The following is a 26,908-nucleotide window of genomic DNA, read 5'->3' on the forward strand; positions in this document are numbered from 1 at the left end:
TTTAGAAGAAATTAAAATGAGAAATTTTCACTCTATGTTCTGATTTTAGTTCCAAAACAGTAAAATTTCAATATAAGCTTATAAAAATGAAATATCAGAATTAAAAGGTTCATTCAGAAGTTCAAAATTAAGTGCGTTTTTGAATACGTACATCTGTAAAGTGCGTAAGATGTATTGGTTTATCAAGCTAATTTAGCGTTATTCATATTGACGTCCTCCCCGAATATCGTCAAATTTTCTTATTTCAGACCTGTTTCATATTGAATCAATAAAATTTACTTGCTTGCATGTCATAAGCGGGGGTGGCGTGTGAATAAAATTATTAAAGAAAGAATTAAAAAGTACCTTTTATGAACCGTTTCAAGTGCCAAGGGTTGTTGTAGGAGGCTGGTAAATATAATGATGGTGCTGACTTGCTCCTTCATAAGCAAAAAAGGATAGATCCTGAAATTTAAATCTAAAGCTTCTAAGCGTTTCTATCCCTCCTTAATTTTTGTCTGTAGAAAAAATTGGTTATTTCATTTTTTAAAATTTTTCTTTTACAGATTAATAAATGATCGCTAGAGATACAAAAGTCTCCATTAGAAAACATTTTTATGAATAGGGAAGGTTATTTAAATCTGAAAGAATTGGGAAGTGCTACGGAAATGGCTTTTTTCATAACAGTAGGTAGTGCTTCTTCGGCAAGATGTTGAATGTTACACCACCAACCATTTTCATAATTCATTTCATGAACATTCTCAGTATAGTAAACATCGAGTTTTAGAGAAAAGTGAGTAAAAACATGCGTAATTTGTCCTTTGAATTGCCAATTGGCAGTAAAGGGTGCATTTTGGAGCCCATTTTCGTTGTTTATGCCAATATTGTTAGGAATTTGGGTCATTCCACCAAGGAGCTTTTGCGTCTGTCGTTTTTCCAAATAAATTTGTTTCTTTTTATTAAGGACCACAAAAGCAATACCTGTTTTTGAAGGGCGTTCTTTTTTAGGGGCTTTAACTGGAAAAGACTCCGTTTGTTGCATCTTTTCTGCTTTGCATAAACATTGAAGAGGGCAGGTATAACAAGATGGTTTGCGTGGAGTACAAATTGTTGCTCCCAAATCCATCATTGCTTGAGCAAAGTCACCAGGACGATTTAAAGCAGTAATTTTTTGTGTTTTTTCTTTAATTTCAACTTTTGCTTTTTGCAATATTGAAGTGATAGCAAAAAGTCGCGCTACCACACGTTCGACATTACCATCAACCACTGCTACAGGGTGGTTAAAAGCAATCGCAGCAATGGCTGCGGCAGTATAATCTCCAATACCGGCTAGAGTTCGCAATTCTTTTACAGATTGTGGAAATTGTCCCGCGTAGTTTTCAACAAGCTGTCGCGCACATTTTTTAAGATTACGTGCGCGTGAATAATAACCAAGTCCAGCCCATGCTTTCATGATATCATCTTGTGAGGCTTTTGCTAAAGAGGAAAGATCAGGCCATAGTTTTAGAAACTTTTTAAAATAAGGCTTAACTGTTTCAACGGTTGTTTGTTGAAGCATGATTTCAGAAAGCCAAACTTGATAAGGATCAGGACGGATACCTTGTTTTTGCTTTTCTGGGGTAATCCGCCACGGAAGATGTCTGTGATTTTGATCGTACCAAGCAAGGAGGTGCGAAGAAATTTCATACATGATTGCTTTCAAGCATAGGGAGATATAAAATGCAAAAGAAAAAATTATTTATTTTGTTGATATTTCATAAATTGAGGAGGCAACAATTTTTAGATGAAACAAATGATTTTAATTTAGTAAGCGGTTGAACAATGATCTAAAAATGAGAAAACAACTTAAAAAACGTATCTTTTATTCTCTTTCTGAGACGGTATACAAAATACTTGATCCAGTTTTACGCAAACGGACAGGGCTTAATGTAGCGCTTATAGAACATTGGCCACAAATTGCGGGCTATGATATCAGTGAACATACAATGCCGCTTAAAATTATTTGGAAACGTCGTGCAGATCAAGATGAAGTTTTTCAGCCAGCAACACTTTTTGTCGCATGTGAAGGATTTGCTGCGTTAAAATTGATGCATGAAACAGAGGAATTACTTCATAGAATTAACGGATTTTTTGGCTATATTGCTATTGATCGCATCAAGATTGAGCAAAGGAGTATGTCGGTTTTTATGAATCACTTGCCTCTAAAACCGCCTTTGAGTGAACAAGACAAAAAATGCGTGGAAAAAATGCTTGAAGGAATTGAAGATAAAAGTTTGCACCAAGCACTTTATCAACTTGGCTGTTGCATTTTTTTGGAAAAAAATAATAAATAGAAAGATATTTTATATATTTTTCTTTAATATATGAGAAAGCATTGGATTCCTATTCGTTAATAACAACAGAAAAGTATTATTTATGGTAAAATATCGTTCTTTTTTATCTTTCGGGATAATTTTTCTCTTCATAACGATTGTACAAAACAGTGTAACAGTTGCTTTAGCGCGTGATCCCAAATCAGTGGCAACTGTTGATATGGCAGAGCTTCTTCAATCGGGTAAAGTAAAGGATCGCTTTGAGGGAGAGGCGGATGCACCAGTCGTCATTGTTGAGTATGCTTCGTTGACATGTACCCATTGTGCGCATTTTTATAATGATATACTTCCCCAAATTCGTAAAAAATATATCAAAACAGGAAAAGTAAAACTTATTTTCCGAGAATATGCTTTTGATCCTCGGGCAACAGCAGGTTTTATGTTGGCACGGTGTGCACCGGAAGATCGCTATTTTCCTTTGATAGAAGTTTTATTTCAAAAACAAAATGAATGGGCTTTCGGAAAAAATGCTCTAACACCATTGAAGAAAATTGGCTTAATGGCTGGTTTTACAGATGAAAGTTTTACTGCGTGTTTGAAAAATCAGTCCATTTTAGATGAAGTAAATGCATCTTTTGAACGCGGTAAAGAGCTTGGTGTCACAGCAACACCTACTTTCTTTATTAATGGTAGTAAATATGAAGGTGCCATGAAAGTAGAAGAATTTTTTTCGGTGATTGATAGTTTTCTAAAAAACTGAATCTTAATCTTCCAGAAGATGGATAGTGATTTTTGGTCATTATCTCTTTTGGAAGGATTAATATTATGCATTTATGAAGCGATATCGTTGAGCCAATTTTGAATCAAATCATTGCTTTTAAGTGAGCCTGGGTTGAATGATGTTTTGAAGCTGATATGGGAGGATTTGTACAGTGAAAAAATGGGTTTATAGTTTTGGAGATGGAAAGGCAGAAGGAAGTGCAAGTGAGCGTAACCTTCTCGGAGGTAAAGGGGCTAATTTGGCAGAAATGAGTAATCTTGGTTTGCCCGTACCACCCGGATTTACGCTGACAACAGAAGTTTGTAATTTTTATTATGCCCATGACAAATCATATCCAGAAGAGCTACAGGAATCTGTTAAGCAAGCACTAAGATACGTTGCTGAACAAACAGGACGTGAATTTGGGAATGAACAAAGACCACTTTTGCTGTCTGTTCGTTCAGGGGCTAGGGCTTCTATGCCAGGGATGATGGATACAGTGCTGAACCTTGGCATGAATGATAAAACTGTAAAAGCAATTGCTTTACAAGCCAATAATGAACGTTTTGCTTATGATAGTTATCGGCGTTTTATCCAAATGTATTCTAACGTTGTTTTGGGGCTAGACCATTCGTATTTTGAAGAGATTCTTGATGAAGTAAAAGCATGCAATGGTTACACTATTGATACAGAAATGACAGCAGATGATTGGAAGAATGTTATTATTTCTTATAAAGCCTATGTTGAAGAAAAATTAGGAACCCCTTTTCCACAAGATCCTGAACAACAGTTATGGGGGGCGATTGGAGCCGTTTTTTCAAGTTGGATGACAGCACGTGCAGTTACTTATCGCCGTTTACATAGCATTCCTGAAAGTTGGGGAACGGCAGTTAATGTGCAAGCTATGGTTTTTGGTAACATGGGAGAAGATTCGGCAACGGGCGTTGCTTTTACACGCAATCCATCGACAGGGAAAAAAGAACTTTATGGTGAGTTTTTAGTTAATGCGCAAGGGGAAGATGTTGTGGCGGGCATTCGAACGCCTCAAAATATTACAGAAAATGCGCGTATTGTTTCTGGTTCAAATAGACCGTCGTTAGAAAAAATTATGCCTGAGGCTTTTTTGAAATTATGTCAGATTGCGCAGAATCTTGAGCAGCATTATCGGGATATGCAAGATCTCGAATTTACCATTGAAAAAGGTAAATTATGGATGCTTCAGACTCGTTCAGGAAAACGCACGGCTCGTGCGGCTCTCAAGATGGCAATTGAAATGGTTGAGGAGGGGTTAATAAACCGTGAAGAGGCTGTGATGCGTATTGATGCAAAGTCGCTTGACCAACTTTTGCATCCAACACTTGATCCCAAAGCAGAACGTTTTGTTATAGGACGTGGTTTACCTGCTTCTCCTGGAGCCGCAACTGGTGAAATTGTTTTTACTTCAGAAGAGGCAGAAACTGTGTCGGCGGAAGGTCGCAAAGTTATTTTGGTCCGGGTAGAAACAAGCCCAGAAGATATTCATGGTATGCATGCTGCAGAAGGAATTTTAACAACGCGTGGCGGTATGACAAGTCACGCTGCTGTTGTTGCGCGGGGGATGGGAAAACCATGTATTTCTGGTGCTGGCAGTGTGCGGATTGATTATAACACAAATACGTTGTTTGCCTCAGGAGAAAGCCTAAAAAAAGGTGATGTTATCACAATTGATGGTGGAAGTGGAGAAATTTTCAAAGGGAAAGTTGCAATGTTGCAGCCTCAGCTTTGCGGAGACTTTGCAAAATTAATGGAATGGGCTGATGGGATGCGACGTATAAGAGTTCGCGCTAATGCTGATACACCATCTGATGCCCGTATGGGGCGATCTTTTGGGGCTGAAGGTATAGGTCTTTGCCGTACGGAGCATATGTTTTTTTCTGATGAACGTATCGTTGCCATGCGTGAAATGATTTTAAGTCATGATGAAAGTGGTCGTCGTAAAGCACTAGATAAGCTTTTGCCAATGCAGCGTTCAGATTTTAGTGAATTATTTGAAATTATGTGTGGTTTACCTGTTACTATCCGCTTGCTAGATCCACCATTACATGAATTTTTGCCTAAAACGAAAGCAGAAATTCTTGATGTTGCAACAGCTATGGGGGTTTCTGCTGAAGTGCTTGCTGAACGCACTCAGCAGTTGCACGAATTTAATCCTATGCTTGGATTACGAGGATGCCGTTTAGCTATTACTTATCCTGAAATTGCAGAAATGCAAGCGCGGGCGATTTTTGAAGCAGCAGCAGAAGCTGCCCAAAAATCTGGATCTCCTGTTATGCTTGAAATTATGGTGCCACTGGTTGCGCTTAAATCTGAACTCGATTTTGTGAAAGCGCGTATTGATCAGGTTGCTGAGGAAGTGATGAAAGAAAAGGGAAGCACTATTCAATATATGGTTGGGACGATGATTGAACTTCCAAGAGCGGCACTTCGAGCAGATGAAATTGCTGAAACTGCTGAATTTTTTTCATTTGGAACAAACGATTTGACACAAACTACTTTTGGGATTTCCCGTGATGATGCAGCTCCTTTTTTGGCAACCTATTTTCAAAAAGGTCTTTTAGAGCAAGATCCTTTTGTGTCTATTGACCGTGATGGAGTAGGGGAACTTATTACCATTGCTGCACAGCGTGGACGCTCAAAGCGTGCAAAAATAAAATTGGGAATTTGCGGTGAACATGGAGGCGATCCTGCCTCTATTGCTTTATGCGAAGAAAATAACCTAGATTATGTTTCGTGTTCTCCTTTTCGAGTGCCAATTGCTCGTTTAGCAGCAGCTCAGGCTGCAATAGCAAAAAGGATGTAATGGGTTAATATTTTTTGTTGTATCGTTATTACTGAAATAAATTTTTATATATTCTTTTATTTTCTTTAATAAAGGGAATAAAAATGCTTCTAAAATGCACGATAAGTTGTGTTACGCGAGAAAGTGTTTTTTTTAGAGGTTTATGAGAGAAAATATAAAGCAGGATAGACAAAGATGTATTATTAATACTACTTTCTATTGGCGAACCTCTTGATAGAGAGAAACGTGTTATTGTGCAGTCAATTTATGCGTTTGCTTTTTTATAGGGGAATGAGCTCCTCACGTAAAATAGAATGCTCCAAACAAATGCATTTTTTTTGCACATCATGCTGTTTGAGATAGACATTTCTCAGTGGATGCTCCATTTCACATTGATATTCGTGGAATGGGGATTATGTAAAACTCCCCGTAAGTTTATAAAAATCTTCCCAAAATTTATAAACTCCATTATGCACTCCCATCTTTACATTTATAAAGGAATATCAAAGTTACACAATCTATTGATTTATAAAGATAATTTTTTATTTCTCATATTGAATGAAAGCTGTAAATATCATAAGATCTTCTTATTTCGACTTCTTTTATAATGAATCAATCAAAACCATGTTTTTTGTATGTTACAGGCGGGATGAGCGTCTGTGGATAAAAAAATAAAGCAAGGATATGCCTCTTATGAATCATCTCAAGTGAGAGCTATCACAAATTGAAGGTAGGTACAGTGTGTAATGGTGCCGGCTTGCTTCTTCACAAGCGTAAAGATGATGTGCGCTGTCGCGCAGTTGTTGTGGGGGGGGCTGCTATTATTATTCACGGGCGTTGTTGCGAAGTGGTTTTGGGTGCTTTAGAGATGTTTTTTAAGAAAGCCCGTGAATGGCAATCCAAGTATATTCCGTTTGGGACATTTTGTTTTAGGTGAGGGGGAGTGAGACTAAAAAGACATGTGATAAATAAGAGCATGAGGCAATAGGTAATCTCCGTTATTTTAAAGATATTGCTTTAGATGTCTTTGAAAGGCGTAAAGCTGAATTAAAAGGAAATGGCAAAGATGAAAACTGGTTTTTACCTTAAATTTTCATATTCTTCCCAAATTAGGCTGTTTTCCTGTTTTAAGAGATTATACAAACAGAGATGCGCAATATTCTTGCTTCCATTTGGCATACAAAAGCTATAACAGCTGAGAGAAGTACTAAACTGTCTTAACATTTGTTTCAAACATACTGCTGCGTTAGGTTTGGATGTTGATTTATAGGCAATACTAAACGCACACGCTCTCTTAAGAAGACAATGTCATAAAACACATAACTTTCCAGCAGTAGATTAGAGAGAAGTGCCGGTTTTTTATCAGACACTTTGCAAAACAACAACCATAACACAACTAGCTTTATGTCTACTTATCCTTACAGGTGTTTGCACAAATTCTTTGCATCATATTTATAAAGATCAAATTGACGATAATATATGGACAATTCGTGGTTCGATAATATGAAAGGTTTACGTGATACTACAAAAATTTCGTGTCCTTTTATCATCAGAGGCAATAAAAATGCTAGAACAAGCGCGTTTGCTATTTTGCAATATTCTTTTTTCTGCAATCGGTTGTGGTTTTTTTGAAGCAAATTATACGGCTCAATATGTAATGTGTAAGAAAACCATTCTGATTGATTGAATATAAGAGGGCTTGAGATGAAGGAATGTTTGAGGGGAGCATTAAACAAACGAAAGATGAATTATCATTATAAATTAAGAGATTATTATGATTAGCTTCAATTTAATAAACCAATTTCACGCATTTTCATTAAAATTGTGTGATTAATTTTACCTGTTACAGGAAGATCAAATATTTTTTGAAACTGTTTTAAGGCTTCTATCGTCTTTTGATCTTCTATTCCTGTGACAATAACCTCCTCATTCCCAAAAATATGTAAAGCTTTTTGCACTTGTATAATATCTTCAACAGAAGGCTCTAAAATAGCTTCTTTTAAGTGTGTCATATTTTTTGTATTGTTTGTTTCTATTTCGCTTTGCTTAATTAATATCGCGATTTCATCTGCTGCGGGATTAGATAGAACATTCTTTTGCATTCTCTGAGCAGTTTGCTGTTTCCATAAAGTGATGGCTCGGCGTGTTTTAGGTCCTTCCAGTCCATCTAATGGACCATCATAAAATCCTAATTTTGCTAGTTCTTTTTGCTTTTCCAGCATGCTTGCTGATTGAGAGGGTAAAGGTGAATTTGTGTGGTTATGACTTTGAGAATGTACAGAAGCTACACGGGAGAGTTCTTGTGATTTTTCTTCTTTTTCCGATAAAGTAGAGCTCTTACCTATACTTTGAACAGAGGAAAATTTCATTTGAGTTAAAATATTTTGATGCGTTGTCATTTGCGAAAATAAAGCATTAAATGAAATAAATAAAAAACTAATGCTAAAAAGAAGAAATCCAACAAAAAATAAAGTATTTTTTCGTGTATAGAAATAAAGAGTTTTTGCACTCCAAAAAATAAAATGAAAAGTTATAAGAAGAAGTGTTATAACAATACTACTGTAGTATTTACGGTGTTTTACAGTTTTTTTTCGGTATGTCTTTCGTTTTGTTGCCATTACTTTTATTTTCAGTTGCGTTTATTTTTTACAAAGAAACAAATATAAATTAGGAAACGAATATGAATCAGTTCTTACTTCCAGCCAGAGAGAAATGCATTGACATTATTGATTTTTCCTTTCAAACTCCTAGAATGAGCAGCTTCATTATATCAATTTATAAGTTGATAAATCAACAAGAGTTCTTACCAACTTTTATTCATTTCATTTTTTTACAAATCTTTAATGTGTATAAAGAGAGTACCAAATGATTAGCATTCAAGATCATTTTGGTGTTTGCAAACTGCATTATCACATATAATTATCTAAACAATAATGCCACGTTATTCTTCATTTTGTGGCATATGTTTGCCTATTATTTAAAATAAAATTGAAAATATTTGCCTATAACGCTAAAAAGATGACAATCGTTATCTATTCTTTATAATTTACATATAGATGGTTACTGATCCATAAACGGTTTGGTAAGAATAATTATCTCTTAATATTATTATATTTTGGTATAAATTCCTTCTATTAAATAATTTTCATAAGTATCAATTAAATTGATGTTTACAATGTTATAGAAAAAAAACTGGCTTGAGATGTAATCATAAGAGATGCAGTTATTTTTTTGATGTTTTTATCGACATGTTGACCATTTTCATAACATTCCAGTAAAAATTTTATAGATAATATAAATATTTTATCGACACTAGAGTCAGAATAACAGAATTTTACTCTTTTTAGCCTTTTCAACTAAGCTAATATGGTGGACTATTATTTAAAATAATTATGTACACAACATGATTATCTCTCTCATTTTTTATCATAGTATGTTCATTAACATGACCAGCTTGTAAGTGTATAATTTTGATGTTAATTTTTTACTGAATAGACAATGTATCCCATTTTATACAGCGGAATTGTGCCATATTTATAAAAAAGCCAATGATATAGATCCAATACATGAATACTCAATTTTATAAAAAGCACATTTTATAAATTGTTTATAAAGCAACAGTGTATAAAATGCTTCTTTTATTGTATTGACCACTGCGGTACATTGATTATCCATGATACGTTTTTTAATCAAATTATCATTTTTTTTATTTTTTATTTTTGTCATTATTTCATTTTTTGTAGCAGATCCAAGCAGTAACCATTCTTCTAGCCCCCAAAATAATGAGACAACAACGAGCGATGTGATTATTGCTTTTAAGGAAGCCTTAAATGACTTAGGCGCATTTTGTGACCGTAATATAAAAACCTGCAAAGTAGGAAAATCCTTTTTAAGTTCACTTGGCGAGCGCGCATATTACGGTGCAAGAGCTGCTTATGAATATTTAGGGAACATATTAGGAAACAAAAATGATATCAGAGACTTCCCCTAATGTTTCTTACAAAATCGAAATACAAGAGTTCTTACAAAACCATGCAATGTTATCTTGAAATAAGGATTTTTAACGTTCTTCGTGTTATTTATGTTAGGAAGAATAAATATTTATTTTTTATAAGTGTATTCAAGAATGATTATTCAAACGAAACAGGACTAAAATAATGGCGGAAACAATCGGTAATATTATAGAAAACTTTTCGCTTTTGGATAATTGGGAAGATCGTTATCGTTATGTCATCGAGCTTGGCTATGAATTGCCACCTTTTCCAGAAAGCGCTCGAAACGATGCTCACAAAGTTCCTGGTTGTGTTAGCCAAGTGTGGCTTTTATCTTCACGTAATAACTCAAAAGATCCAATATTGACGTTTCAAGGTGATTCCGATGCTCATATTGTGCGTGGACTCATTTACATACTTCTTGCTTTTTATTCAGGCAAAAAAGCTTCTGAAATTCGCAATTCTGATGCTCAAGAGCTCTTTGAAAAACTTGGTTTAAATGAAAATCTTACACCACAACGATCAAATGGTCTGAAATCAATGATTAAACGGATTCGTAACGAAAGCTATATGTAATCCCCTTGGTAGAAATTGCTATATATACAAAAGCTTCACACAAAACATGTATACTAAAATCAACTTTATACATGAAACCATTTTTTCGCAAAATAAGATTATTTAGTTTTTTTCCGTTTGCTTTTGCGTCCAAGCCCCATTTCTTTGGCCAAAGCTGATCGTGTTTTTGCATAATTAGGCGCCACCATAGGATAAGAACTATCTAACTGCCATTTTTCACGATATTCCTCTGGCAACATTCCATAATGTGTCATGAGATGACGCTTTAGAGATTTAAACTTCTTTCCATCTTCAAGGCAAATGAGATAATCAGGAAATACTGAACGCTTCGGATTAACGGCAGGCCTTTGTTTTTCAACTTCGACTTCTGTTAACTCTAGATTCCCTGCTTTACGAAAAGCAGCATGGACATCAGCAATTAAACTTGGCACTTCAGTCGGTCGAATAGAATTATTACTCACGTAGGCAGCAACAATATCAGCAACCAATGTAATAACTAAATTGCTTTCAGTCTCTAAGACTGCACGATGTTCCATTCTTGTTTCCTTTAATTTAAAATTGAGTAATTCAAAATCGAGATATAGTGCATATACTCATGATATAAAGATCTCATGCACATGAGCTTCATATTGTACAAAAATCTTTTTTGTCAATTCAATTATTCTATAAAATTGCCAAAACACAAAAAAATCAAATAAATACCCATTTTTTGTCATAATATACAATAAGAAAAACGAAATTATTACATGCTAAAATATATTTTTACCCTATAACATATCATACATAATATATAATACATCACAAATATAAAAAAATATATGATAAAATTTATTTATTTTTTTTGAGAACGTAAAAATAAAATTACTAATTATAAAAATATAATATATAAATTATTATATTTTGTTTTGAATACTTATAGTTTAGTAAGTTTATGTTTAATAAGTTTTAAATTAATTTTTATTATTTATATTTATAAAATTTAATAATAAAAAAACATTATATATTATAAATATGACATAATAATATTTATTTATAATATAAAACTATTCATTAAAAGGAGATATGACATTTTTATTTTTATACAGTAATAATAATATTTTAGATATATTTATTCCTTTCTGTAAAATTATGCGATTATACTGTTTCAAAAAAAATCACTTCTTTTTCTCATAGTTTAATTGTTTTACCAGTCACTTTCATTATAAAAGTGGTGTTATATCCCTAGAAAACAATAGCTGTGATATGTAATGAACAGAAAGGTATTAGTTTTAAAAATTATCATGGTGCTATTTTTGCAAGTGAATAGAACTTATAGACTTTTACACTTGCATCAATCACTGTGATTCTAACATATAAACGAAGCTATTAACATATTTTAATATAGGATTGTGTATGACTCGCACTTTTGCAATTCCTCCCAAAGCATCTAGAATCACTCATAAGGAAATATATCATGGTATTTTTCGTGATGATCCCTATCATTGGCTACGTGCGTCTAACTGGCAAGATGTTTTTAAAGATCCTAACTGTCTTGATCCCAATATTCGACATTATCTTGAAAAAGAAAATGCTTATCAATCAGCTCAAATGGCTGATACAAAACCATTACGAGATTTGCTTTTTACCGAAATGAAAAACAGGATCCAAGAGAATGATAGTTCTGTTCCTATAAAACATGGTCCTTTTGCTTACGGATTCTCTTATGTTACCGGAGGCCAACAACCACATTATTTTCAGACACCAAGGAATGGCGGAGAAAAAAACGTGTACCTTAATGGTGATGTCTTGGCAGAAGGCAAAGAATATTTCAAATTTGGTTCAGTTCAAGAATCTCCTGACCATACACATGTGGTATGGACCTATGATGACAAAGGATCAGAATTCTATACAGCTAAAATTCGTAATTTTGAGACATTGTCTGATTGTACGGACACAATTACTGATACATCTGGTCAAATTGTATGGGATGCTAGGTCTGAAGGTTTTTTCTATACTAAGATGGATAAAAACCACCGACCTTCAGAGCTCTATTATCACCAATTAAACACAGATCAATCACAAGATAAGCTTATTTTTCGTGAAGACAATCCAGGTTTTTTCTTAGATGTAAGCGGTTCTAAGCTTAATGATGTTATTTATATTAATATTCATGATCATGAAACATCCGAGATCTGGTTAATTCCTGCTGAGGCGCCTTTTACTGTTCCCCAATGTGTACGGAAACGACAAAAAGGTATTGAATATTCACTTACAGAGGGTGGTGATGTCTTTTATATTCTGACCAATTTAGATAATGCAAAAGATTTCAAAATTATGGTAGCGCCATATACATCTCCACAATCAGAAAATTGGTCTGAGTTTGTCCCACATCAGCTTGGGTGCCTAATATTATCCCATGATGCTTATCAAGATTTTCTTGTCTGGATCGAACGTTTTGAGGGGCTTCCACGTATAAAAGTGATGGAACGTACCACTAAACAAGTGAATTCCATTGCTTTTACTGAAGAGGCTTATTCTTTAAGTTTGCAAGGAGTTGCAGAATATAACAGTCCAACTATTCGTTTTTCCTATTCATCTATGACAACACCTGATCAAGTGTTTGATTATGAGATGAAAAATTGTAAACGAATGCTTTTAAAAACGCAAATAATTCCCTCTGGGCATAATAAAGATGCATATGTAACACGACGGATTACAGCAATAGCAGACGATGGTGAGAAGATTCCTATTTCACTTTTTTACCACAAAAACACTCTCCTTGATGGTGGTGCGCCTTGTCTGCTTTACGGTTATGGTGCTTATGGGATCTCTATTCCTGCCAGTTTCAATAGTAATGTACTTTCTCTAGTAAACAGAGGTTTTATTTACGCGATTGCTCATATTCGCGGAGGAAAAGAAAAGGGAGTAGAGTGGTATGAGAAAGGAAAGCATCTCTTTAAGCACAATACATTTACAGATTTTATTGCTTGTGGGCGTTACCTTGTAAACAATAAATTCACTTCTCACGACCGGCTGATTGCTCATGGTGGTTCAGCAGGGGGGATGTTGATGGGAGCCATTGCCAATATAGCTCCCCAGGATTTTGCTGGGATCGTAGCGAATGTGCCTTTTGTTGATGTCTTAGCGACAATGTTAGATGCTTCATTGCCACTCACACCTCCAGAATGGGCCGAATGGGGGAATCCTCTTGAATCAGAAGAAGATTATAAGCTTATTGCTTCCTATTCCCCTTACGATAATGTCAAAGCTCAAAACTATCCCCCTATACTTGTGATGGCAGGATTAACAGATCCTCGTGTAACTTACTGGGAGCCTGCAAAATGGGTGGCAAAATTACGAGACCTAAAAACAGACGATAATGCAGTTTTATTACGTATTAATATGGATTCAGGGCACGCTGGTGCAGCTGGACGTTTTTCAAAGCTAGAAGAAGTTGCCTATATCTATGCATATATTCTAAAGATAGCAGGAAAAGACTTTTGCTAATCCATAATACTTCTGTATGAAAGTCTCCGATAATTTATTGGATTATAGAGACTTTCATACACTAAAAAGTTATCTAGATAGTTTAAAATTCACATTCTTCATAAAGTTCCAAAACATAGTCCCAATTAATTAAATGGTCTACAAAGGATTCGAGGTACTTCGGTCGAGCATTGCGATAATCAATGTAATAGGAATGTTCCCACACATCGACACCCAAAATAGGGCGAGCATTGTGCACTAAGGGATTTTCACCATTAGGCGTTTTCATAATTTCAAGCTTGCCATCTTTAACAGCAACCCACGTCCATCCAGAACCAAATTGGGCACTAGCAGCAGCAATAAAATCAGCGCGGAATTTGTCGTAACCACCTAGATCAGCGTCAATAGCTTTTGCTAACTTTTCAGGAAGTTTTTGGCCACCACCATTTTTTTTCATCCAAAGCCAAAAGTGGTTATGATTGTAATACTGCGCTGCATTATTAAACAAACCAATATTTTTTCCAAAACTTTTTTTAACAATATCTTCAAGGCTTTCATTTTCTAAGCCTAACTCTTTCACAAAATTATTGGTGTTGGTAAGATAAGCAAGGTGATGCTTATCATGATGATATTCAAGCGTTTCGCGTGACATATAAGGCGAAAGGGCATCGTAATCATAAGGCAACGGGGGCAATTCAAAAGCCATTTAAAAATCTCCTCGATTCTAATTGTTAAGCTTATTTCATAAGTCTAATTTGCCATTTACCGCATTTAAAAGCAAATGTTGAATACCTAGTTTGTATGAAATAGTTTTAATGTTTCTCTTTTTGTAAAAGAAGCTTTTAGGAAATGTATATTCATCAATCAAAAAGGGTATTGGTCTACATAAAGATTGCTTCTGAAGATTTTTTTACATCTATGAGTGGGTAATAAATATCATTATCTTTTGAATAAAAAGTAAATGGAAATAGTTATTATTCCTTGTTTTTGTATCTCTATTTTTTCAAATACCATATAAAATGTTTTTAATTTTTGCAAAACTCTTCCAGTTTATTGGTGTATCATAATGTTTTCAACAGAATATTAAGTGTTATTTTTTAGGAAATATTTTTCAATGTGCTTGATTTTATTTTATGGTGCTACCCATGAATAATATAATGTAAAAATTAGTGGACATTACCATCTTTATGCTTAATGCAAGAATAAGCAAACGCAAAGCCAGTTGTGTCATTGTTGTTGTTTTGCAGAGTGACTGATAAAAGGCAGGAACATCTTTCCAGTCCATTGCTGGTAAATTTTGTGCTTTATGGCGTTGTTTCCCTAAGAGAGCCCGTGCTTTTATCGTTGCTTGTAAATCAACATCCAGCCCCAAAGCAGCAGCATGTTTGAGACAAATATTAAGACGATTTATTGCTTTCTCTGCGGTTGCAGCTTTTGCATGCCAGATGGGAGCAAGAACATTGCGTATCTCTGTTTGTGTAATTTCTGAAATAGGAATACAGCCTAATTTGGGGAGAATATAAAGTTGTAAAGGTAGAAACCAATTCCCAGCCTTGCCATCTCCTTTTAATTCAGCTTTACGACTTTCAAAAGCATCTAAGGCAATGTCTTTTAGGTAATGGAGATTACTTATTGCCTCACGCTTTTGTTTCTCACGTTCTTTAATGGGATCACGCCCCTCATGCAAAACAGAACGCCATTGATTTGCTAATTCACGGGCTTTTTTTAAAGAAACATGTCTTAATGCACCCAAGCCCATTTCGCGGTGCCGACCATGAATGGTATAACGATAAAGCCATTGAGCACCACCATCTTTACGCTTATGAAGAAGCAAGCCGGCACCATCATTATATTTGCCAGCCCCAATGTTGCGACAGCCCTTGCATTAAGACGATTCATAAGAACCATTTTTACTCCTTTCTTGTACAATTTTTACCCACACGCTAGCCCCGCTTTTGACGTGCAAGCAAGTGATATTAATTGATTCAATCTGAGAGGGTTTGTGATGAGAAAATCTTACTATATTCGGAGTTATGATTCAAGTTGAAAAAGGATGATTTATTATTATAAATCAATGTGTTGCTAGAGCACAGCAGCACTATTATACACTTACCGATTGCCAATGTGGTGACAGCTTTTTTCTTAAATTGAGCAAGATGGGATTTTAATATATCAAGAAAAGTAAATCATATGCAAATTTATTAGATACATGAGTAAACTGCAAGATTTTCATTTTCTGTTCCTAGAAAATCAATACAAAGAGCAAAATAATTGATGGATAAATGGTTTTTTCTTATGTTAAAATCACAACTGTATATCAGTTTCTGCTACGAATTTGTATCGATGGCAATGCCATACAAAACTCAGAAATTTTATGATAAAAAAGTAAAGTCTTTGATTTTCAGATATTGCGTCCAATCACAGGAATCGCTATAAAGTGCAAGAGTTGCTATAAAGCGTGTTTTTTTGGGGTATAGCCAAGCGGTAAGGCACCGGTTTTTGGTACCGGCATTCCCTGGTTCGAATCCAGGTACCCCAGCCAATATTAGTGAAATTAGTTAATCAAAGTTCAGCTTGAGAGTGAATTAGCCCCCTTAACCATCTATTGCTATTCATAGAAAGTCTGGTAAGTTGAAAAACACCTATTTGTAGCGGGGCAGCTCTAAATAATGGTAAAGTTTTCTTTTAATATAGCTATCGCTTAAAGAACTCTTTTAAAAGCTTATTTTTTATAAGAGGGGAATAAATGATTTATGCGCACTTGCTTTAGAAAAACTATTTGGCTGGATTTTGCGCTCTATAGCAACACCAGCGTGCAATTTTTCGTATTCCACCATCTTCATTACGTCGTACAGCATAACAATAACGCTGATCAGGAAATATATTTCGTTGCATATCGCGTACAATATGAGCAGTATGGCCATAGGGTGCTACACAATCAATAAACCATACGTATTTTCCATTCTGCCAATTGACATCGGGTAAAAATTCTCCCTTTTTAAGCATAGATTGATGATTTTTCTCATCTAAAAAAGCCCAAGTGATAAAGGCACAAAATTCTCCACGTTCATTTTTATAGAGTTTATATTGCCCAGTCTGTAAGGCGGGTCCTATGTTGCGTTCGATATCCCAAATTCGCCAGCGGCGGTATAAGGGAGATGTAAGCATTAAAACCATCATAGCTCCTAACGCTGTAAGAGGGTCTATGAATGATGATGAAGGATTTTTATGCACACACATTAATCTTTATCTTTCCTTTAGAGATTGTTCTAAAACTTTGGTGATAGGTTCAAAGAAATAAGAAATGAGCCGTCGTTTTGAGGTAATGACATCCGTTGTCACAGTCATGCCAGGGATAAATTTAAGTTGTTTGTTATTCAAAGTGATGTGATCTTGGTCAATTTTGATTAAAACAGCGTAGACACCATTAATTTCTTTATCATAGCGTGCTGTAGCGCCTACATTAACGACTTTACCGTGGATAACACCGAAACGTTCAGGCGGAAAGGCAGAAAACTTGATGTAAGCGCGTTGGCCCTTTTCTAAAAAGCCGATATCGCTGTTATCAAAAAACGCTTCGACAATGAGTCCGCCGGCACCAGGGACAATGCGCATGAGAGTTTTACCAGCCTCTACAAAGCCGCCCAAAGTATGGATACTTAAATCATCGATACGTCCATCAACAGGTGCATAAAGTGATAAGTGGTCAAGATGGTATTGAGTGCTATCAAGCTTTGCTTTTAATCCTTGAAGATTCAGTTCTGTTTCACGCGAAAGTTGCCGATAGCGGGCGATTTCATCGGAAATGAGACTTTTCCGTTGTTGGCGGAGGGTGTTTATTTCGGCGGTATTTTCTTCCAAACGTCTTTGATTGGTTAAAATTTCATGCTCGACATTTTTAAAGTCATGTAAACGCTCTAAATAAACGGCTTGGCTAATGACTTTTGTTTCCATTAGGCTTTTTGCAGCCTTTAATTTCCCTTGGCTTAATTGACGATCATCTTCCAACCTATCTAATTGCGCATGTTGTGTTGCACCGCTGCGTTCGACACGGTCCGCTTGTGCTTTTAACGCTCTTAATTTATCTTGGAGAGATTGAAGGGTAGCGCTAATGAGTTTTTCCCCTTCTATTCTTGCAGTCGTGTTGCCAGAAGGAGGAACTGGCAGATAGGCAAGCCCTTTGGTTACAAAATCTTTATCCAAAGGATCACTTTCATGCAAAGCTGTTAAAATAGCTGTTGCGATTTGTGCTTGAAGGGTTTGTTGCGCGATATCTGCTTGAACACGTGCACACTCATTGAGGGCTTCACGAGGATCTAATTGAATAAGGAGATTCCCTTGATGAACAAATTGCCCTTCTTTTACAAGAATTTTCTCAATGCGTCCTGTATTTTGCGCTTGGACCAGCTGAACGTAAGCGGTGGGAATAACACTTCCTTGCCCCCGTGCAACAATCTCTGTTTTTGCGATAAAGCTGCCGATTACAATAAAGAGAAATAAGGTGACCAAAACAGCAACCACCATATGAAGCGTTGGTGACAAAGGGCGCAAATAGGGAGCTTTATCTGCCATTTTTTGCCTCCAAATCAGTAAAGTTTAAGACGGTTGCATGCTGAGGAAAGAGGTCACTTTTGTGGGTAATAACAAGAACAATACGTTCTTGCGAAAGTTTATATAAATGCTCAACAATTTGTGCACTGACAGTGTCATCCAATGCGGAAGTAGGTTCATCCAAAATAAGAAGGTTTGGATTTATCAGAAAGAAACAAGCCAAAGCCAAGCGTTGGCGCTGACCACCTGATAAAAAACCACCTTGCTCTCCTACTTGAGTATTGAGTCCTAGAGGCAACTGAGCAATCAAATCATGGCAAGCACTAACATATAGTGCAGAGTCGATTTCATCTTTAGTGGCATCTGGTTTAGCAAGAAGCATATTCTCAAGAATGGTTCCGGAAAAAAGGCAAGGATTTTGGGGAAAATACGCGATTGTGTCACGCACGCTACGGACATCAAAATTCTGTAAAGGTTGGGCGTTAATCAATATCTTTCCGCTTGTTGGGGGGTAGAGTCCACAAAGGAGCTTCGCCAAGGTTGTTTTTCCGCACCCTGAAGGACCAAGTAACATAATTGGTTGCCCAGGTTGTAAACAGACATCAAGATGATTGATAATGGACTTATCTCCATAAGAAAAACAGAGATCGTTGGTTTCAAGATGAGGAGGAGCGCTGAGTTGAAGAGGCGGCTTTTCTTCTTCCCATTCTGAAGGGGAGTTAAGAATATCGCCCAAACGAAGACGAGAGATTTTCAAATGCTGCCATTCTTCCCATAGGGATGCAAGGCTTAAGATAGGACCAGAAACATTTCCAGCGAGGAGATGAAAGGCAATAAGTTGCCCTAGCGTAATCTGGTTTTGAAGAACTGCCTGAGCACCAAAAAAGATAATAAAAATAGTGAAAAGATCACCAAAAATATGGCTCATGGCTCCATTGAGAAGATGCAATTTACTGGTTGTAAGGCTTTGATCTAAACTACGAGCTAAAGTTTCTTGCATGCGTATCGTATGAGCAGATTCTTTTACATGTGCTTTAATGGCTTCAAGATTGGTAAAACTTTCAATAAGGCGCGATTTATGGACAGCTTGCAGAGTGAAAGAACGGCGTAATTGGCGGCGCAAGAAGGGACCGACCAACGCTAAAGAACCCATTTGTAAAGGTAAAATGATAAGGACAATGAAGGTCAGTTTCGGACTAATGGAAAAGAGTGCCGCAAGATAAATGATTGCGAACAGAACATTTAGCACAGTTGTGGCGATGGTTCCTGTTAGAAAACCGCGAATTGTATCAACCTCTCCGATTCGCGTGAATAGTTCTCCCACTTGCCAAGTGCGTAAGACAGGCAAGGAAAGACTTAACAGATGGCTGTAAATGCGCCGCCCAAATTCTAATGTAAGCCGATTGGCTAAATAAGCGCCTAGGTAACCTGATAGAGTGCTAAGAGCCGTGCTAAACAGCATAATAGCAACCATCAAGACAACGATAGCATAGAGACTTTCAATACGTTGAAAAGGGAGAATACGGTCGATAATCGCTTGAAAAATAAAAGGATTCACCAAGCCAAGTAAGCGCAAAACAACAGCAACGCAACTGAGTTCGATGACATAATAAATATATTTCTTTGTTGTTCTTGTAAACCAAGAGAATGATACAGGTTTTTCTTGTGAATGACTCATTTGAATTTATGATTTTGTTTAAGAGAAAGAGCGATGGATGTCGCATATTTAAACAGTATTGTAAATAGTATTATATTTATACAAAATATACATTTTGTATGTATGCAATACAAACAAAATGTATATTTTATTTATACAGTATTTTTATTGTTATTTATACAAATTATATTTGATATTTGCTAAAATGAACAATAATGAATTTTCCACTGTATCTTTGTGATACAGTTATTTTTAACAATAATTAAAGAGGTTTTATATGTTTCGTTCATTTGGTTCTAGTTTTTCTAATGGTTGGTCTCATGTTTCATCAATGAATTTTTCAAGCAGTGGATCACGACCTGGGTGTACTGTTGGAGATTATCTCTCTGCAGGATTTTCAATGGGACATAGGGGACATGATATGGGAGTGGTAATTGGTGGAGTTATGGGGGGGTAACTGGAGGACCAATAGGCGCTGTGGAAGGTTTATGGTTAGGAGGAAGAGTTGGCTCTGGAGTAGGATTTGCCACAGGTATAGGAAATACAGCCTATGGATGTTATCGCTAATATAAAAATCAGCAGATATTTCTAAAATGAACAAGCTTGTAGGCATAATTATGTGTCTACAAACTTGACAGGAAGGTTTAGGTGCATAATTTTACAAAATTATATATTTAATTTGGATTTTTTTTATGAATGAGATTATTAGTATTATTGTAGAATTATTATTTTCTATAGGTGCTTTATTTATATTTTTCTATACATTGTTTTCATATTATAAATCTAAAGGTTATAGTAAAAAGGAAGTTTGGAAAAAAATTTTGTTAAGAATATTTTTGTTCGTTATATTATTTTCTATAATATTTTTTATTTATATACGTTATTTCTATGAACAATGATTATTCATTATTAATTTATAATTATAGATTAATTTGGAAATTTTATTTTTATATTATTTTACTTTATTAACTTTTGTATGATATAATATATATTAATGTTTATTGTTTTTATATATATATTTAATTTGGATTTTTTATGAGTGATATTATTCGTATTATTGCAGAATTATTATCTTCTACATGTGCTTTCTTTATATTTTTCTATGCAATGTTTTTACGGTATAAATTTAAAGGTTATAGTAACAAAGAAATTGTGAAAAAAATGTTTTTAAGCACATTTTTGTTCATTATATTTGTTATATTACTTTCTATAACAGTTTTTATTTGTATACGTTATTTATATGAAAAATGATTATTTATTATCTTTATATAATAATGTTTTTGATATTTTATTTTCAATATTTGTTTTTATATTTTTATTAAGTTATAGATAAAGTGGTGAAAGTTGGAAAAATAGTATAAAGGAAGCAATTAAGACATTTAGTGGGTTATTTTTGGCGTTTTGTTTTATTTATGTTGCGTTTAAATATATTAGATATTAGTATTTATATTTAAATTATGTTTGATGAAAAATTATTTTCATTTAAATAAGTTTCTATTATTTGTAATAATATATATATTTTTTTTTATTATGAAATTTCTTTATAAAATTGAAATAATCATTTATTGTAAAATACAGATGAATTTATGTGTATTTTATTGTTAATTTTTTCTGTAACTATATTACATATGCATCATATTTTATGATAAATGTATTTCATCTTTATTGATGAGGGTGTATTTTTCTATTTTCATTGGAAAAATGCGCCTGTAAGAAATGCTTAATTTCCTTATTAGAGAAGTCTTCTTTCCTACTTTTATGATGAGATTTCTGAGCATAAAAAATATATGTAAAATCAATTATAGTATTTAAGTTTAGAATTTGAATTCAAATATTTTATCTATATGTCACGCGCTAAAAAGAGTCTATAAGTTGCTTTTGGGTGTTTAAAGAACTTGTCAGTAATGCTTATGGCCGTCGAGAGACGATAAATGTTTTGTGCGTTTCTGCACGTCTCAAAATTTATTTTTGAAATAAGCTAATTTAGTAAATGTAACTTACTATACTTCTAACCTCTACTCATTATCTTCAGCAAGAGGAAGTGAGGCGATTTCTGTATCAAGTGCATCCATAAAATCGATAATAAAAGCAGCATTTGTCCCCAAATCTCTTGGCAAATAACGAGAAGCAGAACGCATATCAACAAAAGTTGTATCCCCTTCATCAGTTAAACGAATAACAATATCTAAAATAAAGCCAAGGTAAAAAGTTTTTGCTCTCGTTTCGATATAAATTTCATTTTCTTCGCTTTTGAATTCTCGTTGCGCTACAACAGGCCAATCATACGCAGCTAAAACATTAAGAACGGATTCGCGAATACGGTCAGGTGAGCCATCATAACGGCGCCCCGATATTTCTGGCCATTGTGACATCTGTATTGCTGCTTGTTCAGTCAAAACACTTTTGAGCGGTAAAGCATCGCTGGGACGTATTGTGCGAAAAAAAGCCGGCGGGCTTTGTGTATCGGTAGAAATATCGTAAAGAGCCGGTAAGGTAAACCAAAGTCCAAAAAAGAGCATCAATGGTGTCGCAGTTATGAGTGAATAAACGATCCCTTTTAAAGCTTTCATTCCCCCTAGAGCACCATATAACCATAAACTATGAAGTGCTTTAATAGCCAGAAAAAGAGAAATAATTACACAGCCAGTAGAGATACCTATCAAAATTATGAAGTCGCTTATGTTAATGACGGAAAAACGTTGTAAAATGACTGAAAATAATAAAATAAAGAACGACAATCCACCAAATCGAGGGGACCATACTGCTGCTCTTGAAACGAACCGAACATATCTCTTCTTCATGAAGTTTTTCCCCTCAATTGTAAACTATAAGCCAAGTTTTTTCAGAGTGCTATCTTACAAAAAGCTTATGCTCATAAAACAAAAATAAAGCACTTATTTTTGAGGTCAAGGATGCGTAATGTCTTATAAGTTTCCAGCGATTGTTTTGGCACTTCATTGAAGGTAAACAGTATTTCTTCTATAGTTTATCATGTTATTGATGCGAATTTTATGGGAATGTTTGTAAATAAAAAGAAATAAACTCAAATAACAAGTTTTACAATTGTTAGCAGCATATTTTTTAGAGCTTTACTCTTGATTTTTCTCTTCTGATTGCGGGGAGTTTTTTCTGTCAGATAATGCGTATCAAATAGGATATGATGATGTGCAATAGAGATTTCATTATATCTCAATAAAAAATTGAGGGATTTATAATCAGATAAATTTGAATATTCAATTAATAGAGAAAAAAGATAACCATTTTGATAGGCTTCATGTATTTTGTATAGAAAGTAAGGTGTTGTACAAATGAGAGGTTAGTCGGTTTTTATTCATAAAATATACGGCAGGTCGCAGATGAAAGGAAAGCTTCACTTTCTTTTCCCGCAAGGGAAGAAGGGACAAAAGTACGTAAAATAACAAACCCTTCATTCAAATTTTTAGCAACCAAAACTGAATTGGTATTTTTTTTAGGTTTTGATTTTTTGAGTTCTATGATTTGTATTGGTTTTCCAATGATAAGATCGAGTGTCGCATCAGGGGCTGTTCGGTCATTAAGGCTATAGAAAATAATTCCGTTGTGTGTGTAGGCTGCTAGTGACCAAAATTGTCGTGTTTTCAAAGCTTTTAAATGAACAGGTCCATTTTCAAGGTTAAATCTGCAGACTTTAAGAAGAAAGAGGGGATCAGCAGATTGTTGAATAGGATTATCGGGAGTAAAATCGACAAATTGATAAGAGGTTCCAGATTTTTTTAGTGCTGTCCATATATTATCTTGTGCCCAGGTGGGGATCAGAAAGAGAACGCAAATATGAACAATAATAGCGCCAATGATTGCAAGAAGTGCGATATAAATAAATCTAGTCACAATTTATTTGTCCTGATGGGATTTGTTCTATTGATGGCATTGTAAGCGTTTGTAATGCCGTTGCTGAGATGATTGGGGTATCGTATAAAGTAAGAATAAGCCCGAATTCTTTTTGACTAACTGTTGCAAGCCAATTGCCGGTTTGCGGTGTGGGTGAAATATTAATGCGCAATGAGCCATCATGCTCATAGATAATATTGTCAGTGTGGAGTTCAAAAGGTATTTCTTTGGATGAAGTATAGGGTTTTAGGGATTTGTCAGCTGTATAAAGGGTAAAAAGACGGGTTTCAGGGATGGTGCCTTTGAGTAAATAATGACAGTGATGATGAAGTGGACGCCCTTGGTTATCTTGCCAAATCTGGAATTGAATACCTTCAGTTCGTCCGAGTGAAACAATGCCTCGTTTGGTCGTGCGGGCGCGGGTATAAGGATCCATATTGGCGGTTCCCATTTTTGGATAAGCACTCCATTTTCCAATTCTAAAGCGTTCAAAATGAGGAAAGGAATTGAGCACATAATCGACACTCAGTGTTCCACATAAAATGGAAAAAGCGAAGATAAAAAAGAAAATGGTGATATTAAAAAACATCAGTGAATATCTTGAATTCAAAATGTTGAATCTCCAGTTGTTTTCATCTTCAAAGAAATTGCAGATGGTTTTTTCAGATCTTTGTTAATCAATCGCACAATATTCAATGTTTCAGGAGAAAGCGTAGAGGGTATTGGAGGAGGAACTTCAGAATCTGCATGGGAAGAAAGTACTGGGGGCTGATAAGGAGGAAGGAGAGAATCTTGAACACCATAGAGCTGTTTGAGCATGATATTTTGATGTGCAGCAAGCATGATGCGATGCCATATCATGGCAGGAACGCCACCCCCAAAAGCACGATTCATCGGTGAAAAGTTATCATTTCCCATCCATACGGCTCCCGTATAATTGCCTGTAAAGCCAACAAACCAAGCATCACGATAAGATTGTGATGTTCCAGTTTTCCCTGAGACGAGAGTCATGGGCAGAGCAGCACGCTTACCAGATCCTCGTGTCGTGACACCCACCATCATTTGGTTCATATAAGCTGTTGATTGTCTGCTGAGAACTCGGTGTAACTTATTTCCGTTATGTTCGAAATCCCACACGACACGACCATCAATTGTTTTGATTTGCGTAAACCCATGACGATTACCCGCTATTCCTCCATTGGCAAAGACATTAAAGCCTGTAGCTTGATCCATGGGGGTCATATTGGAAGTGCCAAGAACCATTGTTTTGTGTGATAAAATATGCGCGTTAATCCCCATATTCTTGATGAGATCTATGATGGGTTGGGTATCACGGTTAAGATATTGATAGGTGAGATACACAGGGACTGTATTAATAGAAAAAGCTAAAGCTGTTGCTAAATCAATTTTTCCCAAATAACGACCAGAATTATTTTTGGGTGTCCAACCTCCCCAATTGATAGGAGCATCTAAAACAATTGTCGAGGGAGACAGTCCGTGTTCCAGTGCGGTTGCGTAAACATAAGGTTTGAATGAAGAACCAGTTTGCCGTCCGCCTTGTGTTGCTCTGTTAAATTGGCTCTTTTTATAATCGAGTCCTCCAACAATTGCGCATACGGCACCGTTATTATCGAGTATAACGGTGGCAGCTTGGGTTACGCGATATTGTTGACCATATTGATGTAAATGATATGCGATTGATTCTTCTGCTGCTTTTTGAATATTCGGATCAAGGGTTGTTTGAATAATTAAACTATGGCTTGGAAGTTGATTGCGCATTTTTTTGACTTCCTCGAATGCCCAATCAAGAAAATAATCTGGCTGATTATTTTCTATTTGGGGAAGTGCCTTAGCAGGGTGGCGATGCGCATTGATAATTTGGCTCTTTGTCATAAAGCCACTATTAACAAGATTAGAAAGGACGACATTGGCACGTGTTTGAGCAGCAAAGAGATGACTATGAGGAGCATATTTTGTTGGAGCTTTAAAGAGTCCTGCTAACATAGCAGATTCACTTAAAGATACATGACGTATGTTTTTTCCAAAATAAAATTTTGCCGCTGCGGCAATACCAAAATTGTTTCCTCCCATATAGGCTCGGTCAAGATAAAGTTGTAAAATCTGCTTTTTGCTAAAATTTGCTTCTAGCCAAAGAGCAAGATAAGCTTCTTTGATTTTACGTGTTATGGTTCTCTCGTTTGTTAAGAATAAATTTTTAGCCAATTGTTGTGTGAGAGTTGAACCACCTTGCACCACACCTTTAGCTTGCATATTTTGTGAAATTGCCCGTGTAAGTCCTTGAAAATCAATACCCCAATGATCAAAAAAACGACGGTCTTCTGTAGCGAGAACCGCTTTAATGACAGTGTCAGGCATTTCTTCAACGGGGACAGAGATTGCCGGCAGTGCACCACGGTGCCCAATGGAATTTCCATAGCGATCTAGAAAAAGAATGGAAAAGTTTTTAGGAGAAGACCAATCTGTTTTGGTCAGTTCAAAAACAGAAATGCCAAAAATGGTAAAAAGAGTAAATCCCATCAACCCTAATGTTAGTATTTCATCGAGAACTTCAACGATAAAACGTTTCCATCCTTGAAGATGAAAATTTTGTGAGACGATTTTTGCCTTTTTCCAGAAAAAACTGTTAGCAGAACGAATGTGATAAAGCGCTGTGTCTAATCGTGCGTCTAATTCAATGAGAGCAGGACTGTGAAATGGCTTACGATGTTGCCTTTTCTTTTTTTTTAAAAAATCAAACATTTAAAGAGAGCCTATGGCAAAGAAATACAACCAAACAAATCTACAATAATTATATGGAGTAGAAGTATTTTTTTGCTATAGTGCTAACAGAGAAAGAGTTTATTTTAGAATTATTCATTTTTCATAAGATAGTGTATTAAGATTTTATTATTTTATTGAATAAATTTTATT

18 protein-coding genes, 1 tRNA gene and 2 pseudogenes are annotated in these 26,908 nt (G+C 35.3%); 9 read left to right on the forward strand and 12 right to left on the reverse strand.

Features of this window, described 5'->3' with window-relative positions:
• Nucleotides 1–610 precede the first annotated feature (610 nt).
• On the reverse strand, nt 611–1,669 hold the full coding sequence (gene mutY / locus ACFINZ_RS01445) for an A/G-specific adenine glycosylase (RefSeq protein ID WP_375634248.1): 1,059 nt from the start codon (nt 1,667–1,669) through the stop codon (nt 611–613).
• 142 nt (nt 1,670–1,811) lie between these two features.
• Here mutY and ACFINZ_RS01450 point away from each other — a divergent pair, with 142 nt between their 5' ends.
• The 4 genes from ACFINZ_RS01450 to ACFINZ_RS01465 all read left to right on the forward strand — a co-directional run bounded on the left by ACFINZ_RS01450 (nt 1,812) and on the right by ACFINZ_RS01465 (nt 6,806).
• The gene (locus ACFINZ_RS01450; protein WP_375684137.1) at nt 1,812–2,312 is read left to right on the forward strand and encodes a DUF721 domain-containing protein; all 501 of its coding nucleotides are present in this window, start codon (nt 1,812–1,814) and stop codon (nt 2,310–2,312) included.
• 82 nt (nt 2,313–2,394) lie between these two features.
• Complete coding sequence (locus ACFINZ_RS01455; protein ID WP_375611143.1) at nt 2,395–3,051, forward strand: DsbA family protein; 657 nt, start codon at nt 2,395–2,397, stop codon at nt 3,049–3,051.
• Nucleotides 3,052–3,223: 172 nt separating this feature from the next.
• Nucleotides 3,224–5,890: a pyruvate, phosphate dikinase gene (gene ppdK, locus ACFINZ_RS01460; RefSeq protein WP_375684136.1), complete on the forward strand. Its 2,667-nt coding sequence runs from the start codon at nt 3,224–3,226 to the stop codon at nt 5,888–5,890.
• A gap of 718 nt (nt 5,891–6,608) precedes the next feature.
• Nucleotides 6,609–6,806, forward strand: coding sequence for a hypothetical protein (locus tag ACFINZ_RS01465; protein WP_375683546.1), 198 nt, complete (start codon nt 6,609–6,611; stop codon nt 6,804–6,806).
• An 847-nt stretch (nt 6,807–7,653) separates the two neighbouring features.
• Here ACFINZ_RS01465 and ACFINZ_RS01470 read toward each other — a convergent pair.
• Complete coding sequence (locus ACFINZ_RS01470; RefSeq protein WP_375636199.1) at nt 7,654–8,487, reverse strand: peptidoglycan-binding protein; 834 nt, start codon at nt 8,485–8,487, stop codon at nt 7,654–7,656.
• A 1,055-nt stretch (nt 8,488–9,542) separates the two neighbouring features.
• On the opposite strand from ACFINZ_RS01470, the pseudogene ACFINZ_RS01475 reads away from it, so the two are divergent.
• Nucleotides 9,543–9,918 (forward strand): annotated as a pseudogene (locus ACFINZ_RS01475) (DUF5330 domain-containing protein).
• A gap of 108 nt (nt 9,919–10,026) precedes the next feature.
• Nucleotides 10,027–10,437, forward strand: coding sequence for a SufE family protein (locus ACFINZ_RS01480; RefSeq protein WP_375611146.1), 411 nt, complete (start codon nt 10,027–10,029; stop codon nt 10,435–10,437).
• Between the two features lie 98 nt (nt 10,438–10,535).
• On the opposite strand, the gene ACFINZ_RS01485 is transcribed toward ACFINZ_RS01480, so the two are convergent.
• The gene (locus ACFINZ_RS01485) at nt 10,536–10,973 is read right to left on the reverse strand and encodes a MucR family transcriptional regulator (RefSeq protein ID WP_012754848.1); all 438 of its coding nucleotides are present in this window, start codon (nt 10,971–10,973) and stop codon (nt 10,536–10,538) included.
• 856 nt (nt 10,974–11,829) lie between these two features.
• Here ACFINZ_RS01485 and ACFINZ_RS01490 point away from each other — a divergent pair.
• Nucleotides 11,830–13,923 (forward strand): S9 family peptidase, encoded by a 2,094-nt coding sequence (locus ACFINZ_RS01490; RefSeq protein ID WP_375634276.1) that lies wholly within the window; start codon nt 11,830–11,832, stop codon nt 13,921–13,923.
• An 82-nt stretch (nt 13,924–14,005) separates the two neighbouring features.
• On the opposite strand, the gene ACFINZ_RS01495 is transcribed toward ACFINZ_RS01490, so the two are convergent.
• Together ACFINZ_RS01495 and ACFINZ_RS01500 are read right to left on the reverse strand one after the other, a co-directional pair.
• Complete coding sequence (locus tag ACFINZ_RS01495; protein WP_375606385.1) at nt 14,006–14,608, reverse strand: superoxide dismutase; 603 nt, start codon at nt 14,606–14,608, stop codon at nt 14,006–14,008.
• Between the two features lie 492 nt (nt 14,609–15,100).
• A pseudogene (locus ACFINZ_RS01500) lies at nt 15,101–15,810 on the reverse strand (tyrosine-type recombinase/integrase); the annotation flags it as partial.
• Between the two features lie 559 nt (nt 15,811–16,369).
• Here ACFINZ_RS01500 and ACFINZ_RS01505 point away from each other — a divergent pair.
• Nucleotides 16,370–16,444, forward strand: a tRNA-Gln gene (locus ACFINZ_RS01505).
• A 233-nt stretch (nt 16,445–16,677) separates the two neighbouring features.
• Here ACFINZ_RS01505 and ACFINZ_RS01510 read toward each other — a convergent pair.
• Genes ACFINZ_RS01510 through ACFINZ_RS01520 form a run of 3 tightly spaced genes read right to left on the reverse strand, consistent with a single transcriptional unit; the run spans nt 16,678 to nt 20,131 of the window.
• Complete coding sequence (locus ACFINZ_RS01510; protein WP_375636201.1) at nt 16,678–17,142, reverse strand: toxin-activating lysine-acyltransferase; 465 nt, start codon at nt 17,140–17,142, stop codon at nt 16,678–16,680.
• Nucleotides 17,143–17,148: 6 nt separating this feature from the next.
• Entirely contained in the window at nt 17,149–18,474 is a 1,326-nt protein-coding gene (locus ACFINZ_RS01515; protein WP_375701124.1) for an HlyD family type I secretion periplasmic adaptor subunit, read from the reverse strand.
• A complete protein-coding gene (locus ACFINZ_RS01520; RefSeq protein WP_375701125.1) occupies nt 18,464–20,131 on the reverse strand; it encodes a peptidase domain-containing ABC transporter in 1,668 nt (555 codons plus the stop codon). The genes ACFINZ_RS01515 and ACFINZ_RS01520 overlap by 11 nt, the downstream gene beginning before the upstream one ends.
• 256 nt (nt 20,132–20,387) lie before the next feature.
• On the opposite strand from ACFINZ_RS01520, the gene ACFINZ_RS01525 reads away from it, so the two are divergent.
• Entirely contained in the window at nt 20,388–20,567 is a 180-nt protein-coding gene (locus tag ACFINZ_RS01525) for a hypothetical protein (protein ID WP_375673134.1), read from the forward strand.
• Nucleotides 20,568–22,125: 1,558 nt separating this feature from the next.
• On the opposite strand, the gene ACFINZ_RS01530 is transcribed toward ACFINZ_RS01525, so the two are convergent.
• From ACFINZ_RS01530 to ACFINZ_RS01545, 4 genes are all read right to left on the reverse strand, one after another.
• Nucleotides 22,126–22,911 carry a DUF1499 domain-containing protein gene (locus ACFINZ_RS01530; RefSeq protein ID WP_375701126.1) on the reverse strand — a complete coding sequence of 262 codons (786 nt, stop codon included), beginning with the start codon at nt 22,909–22,911 and terminating at the stop codon, nt 22,126–22,128.
• Nucleotides 22,912–23,437: 526 nt separating this feature from the next.
• Nucleotides 23,438–23,977, reverse strand: coding sequence for a hypothetical protein (locus ACFINZ_RS01535; protein WP_375636211.1), 540 nt, complete (start codon nt 23,975–23,977; stop codon nt 23,438–23,440).
• On the reverse strand, nt 23,970–24,566 hold the full coding sequence (locus tag ACFINZ_RS01540; protein ID WP_375634262.1) for a DUF1214 domain-containing protein: 597 nt from the start codon (nt 24,564–24,566) through the stop codon (nt 23,970–23,972). Before ACFINZ_RS01540 ends, ACFINZ_RS01535 begins: the two co-directional genes overlap by 8 nt.
• Before the next feature lie 17 nt (nt 24,567–24,583).
• Nucleotides 24,584–26,737, reverse strand: a complete 2,154-nt coding sequence (locus ACFINZ_RS01545; protein WP_375701127.1) for a transglycosylase domain-containing protein — start codon at nt 26,735–26,737, stop codon at nt 24,584–24,586.
• Nucleotides 26,738–26,908: the final 171 nt, after the last annotated feature.

It is taken from the genome of Bartonella sp. AA81SXKL, assembly GCF_042196945.1.
Taxonomy (GTDB): domain Bacteria; phylum Pseudomonadota; class Alphaproteobacteria; order Rhizobiales; family Rhizobiaceae; genus Bartonella.

Coding starts and splice junctions, on each gene's coding strand:
- mutY (WP_375634248.1), bottom strand. CDS start 1,669: ATGTATGAAATTTCTTCGCACCTCCTTGCTTGGTACGATCAAAATCAC.
- ACFINZ_RS01450 (WP_375684137.1), top strand. CDS start 1,812: ATGAGAAAACAACTTAAAAAACGTATCTTTTATTCTCTTTCTGAGACG.
- ACFINZ_RS01455 (WP_375611143.1), top strand. CDS start 2,395: ATGGTAAAATATCGTTCTTTTTTATCTTTCGGGATAATTTTTCTCTTC.
- ACFINZ_RS01470 (WP_375636199.1), bottom strand. CDS start 8,487: ATGGCAACAAAACGAAAGACATACCGAAAAAAAACTGTAAAACACCGT.
- ACFINZ_RS01480 (WP_375611146.1), top strand. CDS start 10,027: ATGGCGGAAACAATCGGTAATATTATAGAAAACTTTTCGCTTTTGGAT.
- ACFINZ_RS01485 (WP_012754848.1), bottom strand. CDS start 10,973: ATGGAACATCGTGCAGTCTTAGAGACTGAAAGCAATTTAGTTATTACA.
- ACFINZ_RS01490 (WP_375634276.1), top strand. CDS start 11,830: ATGACTCGCACTTTTGCAATTCCTCCCAAAGCATCTAGAATCACTCAT.
- ACFINZ_RS01495 (WP_375606385.1), bottom strand. CDS start 14,608: ATGGCTTTTGAATTGCCCCCGTTGCCTTATGATTACGATGCCCTTTCG.
- ACFINZ_RS01510 (WP_375636201.1), bottom strand. CDS start 17,142: ATGTGTGTGCATAAAAATCCTTCATCATCATTCATAGACCCTCTTACA.
- ACFINZ_RS01515 (WP_375701124.1), bottom strand. CDS start 18,474: ATGGCAGATAAAGCTCCCTATTTGCGCCCTTTGTCACCAACGCTTCAT.
- ACFINZ_RS01520 (WP_375701125.1), bottom strand. CDS start 20,131: ATGAGTCATTCACAAGAAAAACCTGTATCATTCTCTTGGTTTACAAGA.
- ACFINZ_RS01525 (WP_375673134.1), top strand. CDS start 20,388: ATGTTTCGTTCATTTGGTTCTAGTTTTTCTAATGGTTGGTCTCATGTT.
- ACFINZ_RS01530 (WP_375701126.1), bottom strand. CDS start 22,911: ATGAAGAAGAGATATGTTCGGTTCGTTTCAAGAGCAGCAGTATGGTCC.
- ACFINZ_RS01540 (WP_375634262.1), bottom strand. CDS start 24,566: ATGTTTTTTAATATCACCATTTTCTTTTTTATCTTCGCTTTTTCCATT.
- ACFINZ_RS01545 (WP_375701127.1), bottom strand. CDS start 26,737: ATGTTTGATTTTTTAAAAAAAAAGAAAAGGCAACATCGTAAGCCATTT.